Raw genomic sequence first — 2,984 nt, 5'->3', positions numbered from 1 at the left:
AGCCACAATATTGCTTAATGAAAGCGCAGATTGGCTGGCTCGCAGAGGTTCCAGATTCTGGCTGGTCAAACCCAAACTTGGCCTGACTAACACGGCTCATCTGGAAACACTGCTGACGGGTCTTTATATCAGCGTGTCGCCGGCACGCTCTCAAGCTGCTGCCAAGCGTGATGTTTTTGTTGCAGACCCACGAGCGCCTGACGACCAGCCTCGCTCTGGTGGTCTGCGTATTCAGTTGGTCAGCACTCAACTGGGCTCCATTAAACCGGGCAATCCCGTTTATTACCGGGAAATTCCGGTAGGTGTGGTCACCGGATTCAAGCTAGGTAACCCGGCCAACAAAGTCATTATTTTTCTCAACATCGAGGATCGCTACGCTCCGCTGGTCACCAAAAAAAGCCAATTCTGGAATGCCAGTGGCGTGGATTTCCACTTTGGTTTGTTCAGTGGTGCCAGCATTCGAACAGAGTCTCTCGAAGCGGTTCTGGCAGGTGGCATCGCCTTTGCGACACCAGAGCAGGGAGTTCGGGTTGCTCCGGAAACGTCGTTCGAGTTGGCTGACGAACCGAAGCCTGAATGGCTGAAATGGACTCCTGCCATTGTGTATCCTGAATAGCTTCAGACATGCTAAACGACTATTTGCATCTTTTTCTCATGCAGGCATCATAGGAAACTGATTAAACAATAATACTGACAGCAGGAAGCCATTGCAGTCTATTCAAAGCAGGTTTCCAATTATAAAGAAGAATACTGATGTACCTGCATACCCTCTCTCCCCGCTTTTCTGAGACAGATGCCCTGGGGCACATAAATAACACGGTTCTGCCCGTATGGTTTGAACAGGCCAGAGAGCCGATCTTTCGTCTGTTTTCTCCGGGTCTGGATACCGAAACCTGGCGACTGATCATTGCCAGAATTGAAGTGGAATATACAGCACAGCTAAAGTACGGGGCTGATGTTGAAATCAGAACCTGCCTTGAGAAGGTGGGTAATTCATCCATGTGTATCTATCATGAAGCTTGGCAGAAAGACGTTCTGGCGGCACGAGGCAAGGCAGTGTTGATTCACTATGATTATCAGGCCGGGAAAGCTTCTCCCATCCCTGAAGATATCCGACAAGCGTTGTCAGAGCAGTCCGGTAATGGCTGATGTCCTTGAAATCAGGGCCGGTTCCGGGGCTCTGGCAAAAATACGAGATGAAGGTCTTCCTCAGTCCGGTATTGATGTCATGCTGGGAGCTTCGGGCGGTCCTAAATGGTTCGTGCTAACAGGTCTGGACAAGTGTCTGATAGGAGAATACTTCAAAGACAGGCAGCAACCCCTGAACCTTCTGGGTACCTCAGCGGGAGCCTGGCGTCTCAGTTGTTATGCTCAGGCAAATGCCCGGGAGGCCCATCACCGACTTGAGCAGGGTTATTTGCTGACGGAGTATTCAAGCAGGCCTGATGCCAGGGAGGTCAGTCGAAAGTGCCGGGTTCTGTCTCGGGACATGCTTGGGGAAAATGGAGCAAACGAGATTGTTGCCAACGAAATCATGCAGTTTAACCTGATCGCCGTTAAGAGTCGGGGGCCTATCAAAAGCGATGTGAACTGGAAACAGCTCTCGGGACTCAGCCTTGCAGCTATCAGCAATGCCATCAGCCGCAAAACACTGGGGGCTTTTTTTACCATTCAATGGAGTCAGCACAACAAACGTCTACTGACTCCTGAACTTGTGATGATTGCACTTATTGACTTATTCCACCATCAGTGGCGATTACGCTGACGGGAAGGCCAGGATTAATCCGATCTCTGAGATTGAGTCTACACAATGGGTGATATTCGTCATCCTGAATAACATAGGTTCGAGGGGTTGTAAAAAGGTGTAAAGATAAATCTGCATTGTGCTCGTTTTCACTGACTACATTCATAACGGCTGTGAGTACATTCATTAAGTTATGTTGTTTAAAACGCACTGGCAGGGGCAGGTTTTGTTCATTGATATCCATTGTCGGGGTTCCCCATACCAGATGAATATACGTAGAATCTGTTTGACCGTCACCGCTGCAAAGGCTGCACCCAGTGAAGGCATCCGGAATAATAGCTGCAAGCATCACCGGCGTGACTGTGCTCGCGGCAGCCTGATTACCCCCATCGGCCACTGCCATTCGGGTAATGATCAGCTGTATCAAATTTCCTTCCTGAATAGCTTGAAAAACAGAAGTGAGATCGATCATCAGTGAGGCGTTCTGAAACTCAGCAGTGAGCAGGTGAAACATTCCCATATCTGACAGATCCGGCCATTGGGATGAGTCTATTTTCGCGGCTCTTTCTTGAGTCAGAGTTTCTACCCTTTCATGGATTGGGGACTTCATTACATGGATTGGGTGATTTATTACTATTGGCCATTCGGCTCCGGCTCCTGCTCTGCGCGCTGCCAGAAACATTTTTTTCAAGAACTCCATCTGCTTTTGCTTTTGCTCCACCATCTCAAATAGCTTTGGCAGACGCTCCCTATCCCCCTCGTCCAACTTAAAATTTACATGATCTAACCCCCTGAGATTGGCCACATCTACCAGATTAGAAGCAATCTGCTCAGCCAATACCCTGACACATTTATCGGCATCTGCTTCCCGCTCGATGGCATCAATAATCCTGCGTACGACTTTAACATGAACAATTAACGCATCATTATTTTCATCCTTCTCTACCGTCAAGAACCTATAGGGTAAGGGATAACCCTCATCGGGATCAGGTGTCTCAGAGCTCGTTGCTCCGGTGGTGTTTTTTGCTGCAGAGCTTTCCAAATCTTCATCAGCGCAGGATGACGAACCAGGTGGTGGAGAAGTAGAATTCCCGGAATCACAGGTTCGGCAGAACAGCTCTTTGCCGCAACGCTGACAGGTACAGGGGGCAGCCAGCACTTTCACACTAAGCAACAAAATAAATAAAGAAAGCCATCTCGATGGATGAATAACATAACCATGCATATCTCAATCCGTCCT

General features: G+C 48.8%; 4 protein-coding genes. 3 read left to right on the top strand and 1 reads right to left on the bottom strand.

The window, feature by feature from the left end; translation table 11 throughout:
* The 3 genes from KDK18_RS06800 to KDK18_RS06790 all read left to right on the top strand — a co-directional run.
* The coding region (locus KDK18_RS06800; RefSeq protein WP_257254120.1) for an MlaD family protein at nt 1-616 on the top strand (616 nt) is incomplete at its 5' end.
* Between the two features lie 137 nt (nt 617-753).
* Nucleotides 754-1,149: a thioesterase family protein gene (locus KDK18_RS06795; RefSeq protein ID WP_257254119.1), complete on the top strand. Its 396-nt coding sequence runs from the start codon at nt 754-756 to the stop codon at nt 1,147-1,149.
* On the top strand, nt 1,142-1,765 hold the full coding sequence (locus tag KDK18_RS06790; RefSeq protein ID WP_257254118.1) for a hypothetical protein: 624 nt from the start codon (nt 1,142-1,144) through the stop codon (nt 1,763-1,765). Before KDK18_RS06795 ends, KDK18_RS06790 begins: the two co-directional genes overlap by 8 nt.
* On the opposite strand, the gene KDK18_RS06785 is transcribed toward KDK18_RS06790, so the two are convergent.
* Nucleotides 1,728-2,969 (bottom strand): hypothetical protein, encoded by a 1,242-nt coding sequence (locus KDK18_RS06785; RefSeq protein WP_257254117.1) that lies wholly within the window; start codon nt 2,967-2,969, stop codon nt 1,728-1,730. The genes KDK18_RS06790 and KDK18_RS06785 overlap by 38 nt on opposite strands.
* Nucleotides 2,970-2,984: the final 15 nt, after the last annotated feature.

The organism is Endozoicomonas sp. SESOKO3, from assembly GCF_024606255.1.
Note: the sequence above shows the minus strand (reverse complement) of the source record. Positions and strands in the feature narration are given on the sequence as shown.